General features: G+C 68.0%; 6 protein-coding genes. All 6 read right to left on the minus strand.

The genetic code is table 11. From position 1 onward, the window contains the following. On the minus strand, window positions 1–368 hold a 368-nt coding region (locus AB0P24_RS47420; protein WP_365805638.1), incomplete at its 3' end, for a putative T7SS-secreted protein. Between the two features lie 174 nt (window positions 369–542). Continuing rightward, window positions 543–731, minus strand: a complete 189-nt coding sequence (locus tag AB0P24_RS47425) for a hypothetical protein (RefSeq protein WP_365805640.1) — start codon at window positions 729–731, stop codon at window positions 543–545. Window positions 732–828: 97 nt separating this feature from the next. After that, on the minus strand, window positions 829–1,143 hold the full coding sequence (locus tag AB0P24_RS47430; protein WP_365805642.1) for a hypothetical protein: 315 nt from the start codon (window positions 1,141–1,143) through the stop codon (window positions 829–831). A gap of 41 nt (window positions 1,144–1,184) precedes the next feature. Next, window positions 1,185–2,066 carry a hypothetical protein gene (locus tag AB0P24_RS47435; protein WP_365805644.1) on the minus strand — a complete coding sequence of 294 codons (882 nt, stop codon included), beginning with the start codon at window positions 2,064–2,066 and terminating at the stop codon, window positions 1,185–1,187. Window positions 2,067–2,094: 28 nt separating this feature from the next. Beyond that, entirely contained in the window at window positions 2,095–2,562 is a 468-nt protein-coding gene (locus AB0P24_RS47440; RefSeq protein WP_365805645.1) for a hypothetical protein, read from the minus strand. A 3-nt stretch (window positions 2,563–2,565) separates the two neighbouring features. Next, the coding region (locus AB0P24_RS47445; protein ID WP_365805647.1) for an RHS repeat-associated core domain-containing protein at window positions 2,566–6,495 on the minus strand (3,930 nt) is incomplete at its 5' end.

Below are 6,495 nucleotides of genomic sequence, written 5' to 3' on the forward strand. Positions count from 1 at the left end.
GCGGAGGACAGGTCCGACTGGGCCTCCTTCGCCTTCGCCAGGGCCTTGTCGGCGAGGGCCTGCGCCCGCTCCAGCTTCGGCCAGTAGTCCGCAAGGGCGTCGCCGCACATCTCGTACGACTTCTTCAGCTTCTTCAGGTTCTTCGGAACGTCCTTGAACTGCTCCTTGAACACCTCGGCCGACTTGCCCGCCCACTGCAGGAGGGTGTCCTCACCGGCCATCCCCTTGACCAGGCGCAGGGCGTCGGAGACGTCATCGGCGAAGGCGTGCAACTGGGAGGCGAGGGTGCGCACGCGCTGCGGGTCACCGGGGGTGGGGTCCTTGTCGAGGTCGAGTGGATGCCAGTCCGCCGGTCGGTACCCCGCCATGATTCCGCAACCCCCGTCGCGAACGCCCCGTCAACAAACCTGTGCACACGCGAACTTACTAGGAACGGCCGTTCGAGGTGAAGGGCGGCTCAGCGGTGGCGGCGGCCGCGCAGGGAACGACGGCCCTCTTCGACCGCGTCCGCGCACCGTCACATACACCCACCGGCGCCTGAATCAGGGCGATAGGTCCCGGAAGGGTACGAAGGTCAGCGTGTCGTCGATGGCGTCCTCAGCCGGGCCACCCGGGTCCTCGGACCGGAGCGCCGCGAACAGTTCGGGGGTCAGCCGGCCGTTGCGGCGAGCCGCGGTGCCCGCCGCGGTGAAGGCGTACCCCCGCTGCACAGCCGCGAGGACTGCGAGCACGCGATCCGCACACCCGCACCAGGGGCCTAATGTCGTGAATGCCGTGAGGCGGGCCTGGGCGTCGGCGCAGCCGCGTGAACTCCCAAGGAAGCATCGGTCAGGCCTCAAGGGTCCAGTAGGGGGAGTCCGCCGGAGGCGCGGGGCGGACACGCAGGGCGGACATGTCGAAGCCCTCGTCGTCGTCCTCGTCGCCGGTGGGCAGCCGCCCGGACTCGTTCGGGTAGTAGTACAGGCCGTACGACCAGTACTCCGGGAACTCGTGGCACATGAGATCGGGATACGCGGAGATCTCCGCGTCGTGATATCGCTCGTTGATCCTGGCCACCGCTTCCGCCCGGGAAATACCGAAGCGCGAGGTCATCTCGTTCGCGATGTCCTGGAAGTACTCGACCATGCCCTCGTCGAGATCCATCAGGAATTCCGTCCGGCGGACGCCGGCGGCGTCGGGACGCGTCACCACCAGTCGTCGTCCCCGTCGTCTGCGTCGTCTGGGGCCGCAGCGTCCTCGCGCAGTACGACGACGAGCTGGACGGGCGCGTCGGTGCCATCGTGTTTGACCCCGGCCAGGACGACCTTGTCCGCGGTGGTCCAGGACCGGTGGTCGACGAAGTCCTCGCCCCCTGCCCGATCCCGGTCGGACTCCTGGAGCCGCGACCCGAGGACTCCGGATGTCAGCTGCGAGACGACCGTCGGGAGTTCTGCCGTTGCCGCGTCGTTCAGCTCTTCGATGTAGGTGTCGGCACGCGGCCGCTCGTCTTCGACGTTGCGGGACCAGAGAGTGAACTGCACCTCCACAGGCGCGTCCCCCTGGACCCATGCGCCGGCACCGTCGCGCCGCCAGGTGGTGGCCCAGCCGTTCCACTGGACGGCGCGAGGGAACTGGGGCAGCCGGAAGGCGGGCAGCAGGGTCGGCAGTGCCTCGGGACGGTACACGGGCTTCTTGATCTCGCCGTTCCGCTTCGGCTTGGACGACCTGCGAAGATCGAGGCAGTCGACCACCTGGTCGACGAGGTACAGGACGTAGTCGTCGCCCTTGCCGTCGCGGATCTCGACGGGTACCAGGCTCCCGGCCGACAGCAGCTCGTCCCCGAACTCCCCGGCCAGACGGCGGCTGAGCACAGGCGCTCCGGGACTGCCGCTGGGAAACTCGCTCCTGGGCGCGGAGTCGTCCATCCATTCGGCACGCAGCCCGGTCGGCCGGTCCGCTTCGTCCCCGCTCCGCTGCCACGGCATGAGCCTGCTCTGGTCGGCACCGTCCAGACGCAGCGTCTCGTAGTCGCTCAGGCTCGGCAGGAGCCGGTAGACCGCCGGATTCCGCTGCGGCACATCAGACATCGCGCCGGTACTCACCGCACGCCCGGGTTCATGAAACGACAGCGTCGACCCTCACCGGGAGTTCCGTGTCGTCCTGGACCGCACCGACGAGCAGCGACCGGCGGCCCAGGCCCCAGGCCCGCTGCTCGATGTAGTCGATGCCCTGCGTCCGGCCACCGTCCGGTCGGACGAGGCGCCCGGCAAGGACACCGGTCTCCACCTCATGTGCGATCCGTCCGACCACCTGCGCGGACTCGTCGTACAGCGCTTCCAGCGCGTCGAAGCCCGCCTCCTCGTCGACCTCGCGCTCCCACAGGGTGACAGCGAGGCGCACCTGCGGGGCGTCCCCCTCGATACCCGCGAGGAGGTCGTTCTTGCGCCAGACACGGGCGAACGCGGCACCCGGCACCTGGCGCGCCACGCCCCAGCCCAGCCGTTCCAGGACGGCACCGATCCCCTCACCCGTCAGGCTCTCGTCGTCGGCCAGGAGCTCCAGAACTGCAACGACCTCGTCCACGCCTTAATCCATTCCGTTTCCCGGCACGTGGAAGACGTTCAGCCTTCCATCGGCGAATTCGTCTGGGAACTTGTTGCTGAAAAGATCCCGGAGGTGCTCGGCTCCTTCCGGGTAGGAAGTGGCATACCGCACCCCCTTGCCGCCCAGTCCTTCGTTCAGCGCCAGGAGCTTCTCTGCCTGACTGGTGATCCGGTCCTCGTCGTAGTGACGATGCGCAGGATTGTACTGAGACGCCGCCCACTCACCCGGATGGTCACCACCGGTCCACTTCGCCTCGACGATGAAGCCGTCCGCGGTGGGACCACCGTCCACGTGCACCTCACGACCGTCTCCGAGGCGCCACACCTGCTCGTAGTCCGTGTGCGTGACGAACCGTTGGTAGCGGAATGAAACGCGTTGCAGCATTTTGTCGGTCATCCACTGGATGCCCACGAACGTCGGGCACCGCTGCAGGCCGAGCGGATCCACCCAGAGATGGGGATTGGAGACGTAGGCGTAGTGGTCGGGCCCTGCCTGGAGCCCGAGCGGGTCGGGGGTCAGAAAGCGGACACTGTGCGGGTCGTAGTAGCGGTGGAAGTTGTAGTGCAGGCCGCTTTCGTCGTCCGCGTACTGCCCGGGGAAGCGGAGCGGGCACGACAGCCCGCCCGCCGCGGCCGTGTCGAAGGCCTGTTCGTCGCCCCAGAGACCGGATCCGCCCCGCCACCGCACCGCGCCGTCGAGACCGATCAGTTCGACAGGCGTGCCGACGACGTCCGTGACGATGGCGAAGAACCGCTCGTCGACTTCCTCCTGAGGCAGCTCGCGCGACCGCGTCCGCTCCGCCTGTGCCATCGGTCGGTGCGTACCTGGTTCGTACTCCCACGTGACCGTGTGCTCGCCCGCGTCGCTCCAGCGGGACTGCTCGGCCAGGCGCTGGCCGTCCCAGGTGAAGGCGGTCCGCTCGATGACCTGCCCGTCCTCGGCGTGGCACCGCTTCTCCGTGCGGCGTCCGAACGGGTCGTAGTCATAGCTCCAGCGACGGCCGTCGGGGCCGGTCATGCCCGTGAGCCGGTCGTCCGCGTCCCAGCTGAACGACCACGCCCGGCGGCCCCCGGACAGTGTCCGCTGCACCAGTCGGGTGACCCGGCCCTGGCCGTCGTACGAGTACGACCTCCTGCCCGCTCGACGAACCTGGTTCCCGGCATACGTGTGCCGGGCCTTCTCCCCGTCCGCTCGGCCCGCGGGTGACGAGGACGAGGACGTCGGGTTGCCCGCGGCGTCGTACGCGTAGCGTTCTTGCCAGGAGTCGCCGTCGACCGCCACGACGCGACCGCGCTCGTCGTGCCGGAACTGCTGTCGGCCACCGTGGAGGTCGCGTGTTTCGGTCAGTCGGTCACCGATTCCGTACATGTAGTCGCGACGGCTGACGACCCGGCTCTCGTCGCCGAGGCCGTGGCCGTCAGGTGCCCGCAGCACATGGGACGTCATGCGGCGGCATTCGTCCCAGTGACGCTCCATGCGGAGGGAATCGCCGAAGTCCCGGACCACCTCTTTGCCGTCTTCGTCGTGCCGGAAGACGATCTCGTGGCCGGCGCTCGAAAGCCTCGACGGCAGACTCCGCTCCGAGTACTCCCACCGGCTCTCCGCTCCGGACGGCGTCCTGCGCACCGTGCGGCGGCCCAGTCGGTCATAGGCGTGGCTGATGGTTCGGCCGTTGGTCGTCTCGCTCAGTACCCGTCCGAGCGGATCGCGCTCCGCCTCCACGACGACATCGCCGCATCGGGCCCGGTACACCTGTCCGCTCGACGTGTAGGAGAACGTCGTCGAGGACTCCGCGGTGGTCTTGCCGACGACTCTGCCCACCGCGTCACGATCGTAGGACGTGACCTGCCCGGCTCCATTGGTGCGCCGGGCGAGTCGGCCGGCGGCATCGTACGAATAGATCAGGGTGCGGCCGTTGAAGTCGGTCTCCGACTCCAGGAGCCCCGTGGTGCCGAATCGGTACTCCCACGTGAGGCCTTGCTCGTTCGTGACGCCTACCAGTCTGAGTTCCGTGTCGTAGCGGAAATGCCGCTGTCGGCCGTCGGCGTCGGACCGCCAGGCAGGAAGATCGAAATGGGTGTACCCGAAACGAGTGATGGAACCGGCGGAATCCGTGTGGCGCACGAGACGCCCCTCGGCGTCCCACTCCCAGACCTCCCTGGCGCCGTCAGGAGTGGTCCGCGACAGGGGCTTGCCCTCGACGTTCCAGGTCAGGCAGGTCACGTTGCCCAGAGCGTCGCGGATCTGGCAGACCCGGCCGAAGGCGTCCCGGGTGTGCTGCACGGTGCCACCGAGGGGATCGACCGACTTCACGGGGAGCCCACGTGCATCGGTCTCGACCCTTGTGACCGCTCCGGCCGGATCGGTGATCTCGGTCAACGCTCCCTTGCCGTCATACGCGAACCGCGTCGTCTCCGCGAGTGGAGTGGTGACCGACGTGCGGTTGCCACGGTCGTCGTAGGTGTAAGACCAGCAGGAGCCGTCGGCGGCCTCAGTCAGCACTGGAAGGCGCTGCTCATTGAACTCGGCCCGAGCGGTGGTGCCGTCGGCACTCGTGATGCTGACCAGGTTTCCGGCCGCGTCGTAGGCATAACGCGTGCTGTTGCCCAGCGCGTCGGTATGCCCTACGAGCCGGTCCCAGCGATCCCATTCGTATCGCGTGATGTTCCCGAGCGCGTCGATGACCGCCGTACGCTGCAGCCGCTCGTTGTACTCGTGCACCGTGGCGTGTCCGAACGAGTCGGAGTACACGGTCCGGCGCGCCTCACGGTCGTACGTGAGCCGGCAGTCGAGGAAACCGTCCGCACCCGCGCCGCGTACGCAGCGGTCCTCTTCGTCGTACTCGAACTCGTACCAGGAACCGCACCGGTCTTCCCACCTGGTGATCCTCCCCCGGTCGTCATAGGCATACCGGAAGGGCAGCCCGGAGGAGTTGTACACATGGACCAGATCGCCGTCGCGGTAGGCGTAGCGCACCAGAGTCGCGTCGTCCGAGCCGGTCGCTTCCGCCAGTCGCAGCGCTGCGATGCGCCCGGCCTCCGTTTCGATCGCGACGCGGTACCCCCCGCTGTGGTGCAGGGCCACCGGCTCCCCGGCAGCCGAGTACTCGATGTCGAGACGATGTCCGTTGCGGTCGCTCCGGCTGTGCAGGGAGAACACTGTCCTGCCGTCGGCACCCGGCGCACCGTCCGGCTGGAACACGCGGGTGATCCCGGTCTCCGGATCGGTGATGGTCATCGGGCCGCCGGGGTTTCCGTCCCACTCCAACGGCCAGCGGGGCCCTTCCAGCGGATACACGGGATCGCCAGGCATGGGACGGGGGTAGGCGAGCAGCATTCCGTCGTCCGAGGCGAAGGCGATCCCCTGGTCGTCCACCTCCAGTCGTTCGTCGAGCGTCGATGCCCAGGACGGGCCGAACCACCTGCCGAAGCTGTAGGTGGACAAATGCGTCCGTTTGACTTCGAGCGGCAGGATGCCCGGCAACGTCACATCTGAAGCGACCATGAGCATCTCGCCCGACACCAGGTCGATCGGATCGCCGCCCGGGCAACGCCCTGCGAGTGCCTTGCCTCTGGCGACCAGATCCGTCATCCCGGACCGCAGACTGGTCAGGCCACGAGTTCCGAGCCCACGCACGGCCTCGGCCATGCCTTTGAGCCCCAGTTTGCCAAGTCCCCGCATGCCCTTGGCGAGTTTTCCGAGGCTGGTGATGCCCTTGCCGCCGGGTATGCAGTCCATGGCCGCGAACGCCACGTCCCACAGGGACGCTTGGCCTTTTGAGTATTTGTAGAGGGTGTCCGCGAGGACGACGAGCGCCGCGACCAGCACGATCGCGCCGAGGATCGGCCCGCCGATGATCAACGCGATGATCCCGACGACCGCGACGACGACCTTGCAGACGGTGACGATGGT

Origin of the sequence: Streptomyces sp. NPDC086519, from assembly GCF_040686075.1 — a bacterium.
GTDB classification, from domain to species: domain Bacteria; phylum Actinomycetota; class Actinomycetes; order Streptomycetales; family Streptomycetaceae; genus Streptomyces; species Streptomyces shenzhenensis.

Bases quoted from the DNA above. Each gene is read 5' to 3' on its own strand.
- AB0P24_RS47430 (WP_365805642.1), bottom strand. From the start codon at position 1,143: ATGGATCTCGACGAGGGCATGGTCGAGTACTTCCAGGACATCGCGAAC.
- AB0P24_RS47435 (WP_365805644.1), bottom strand. From the start codon at position 2,066: ATGTCTGATGTGCCGCAGCGGAATCCGGCGGTCTACCGGCTCCTGCCG.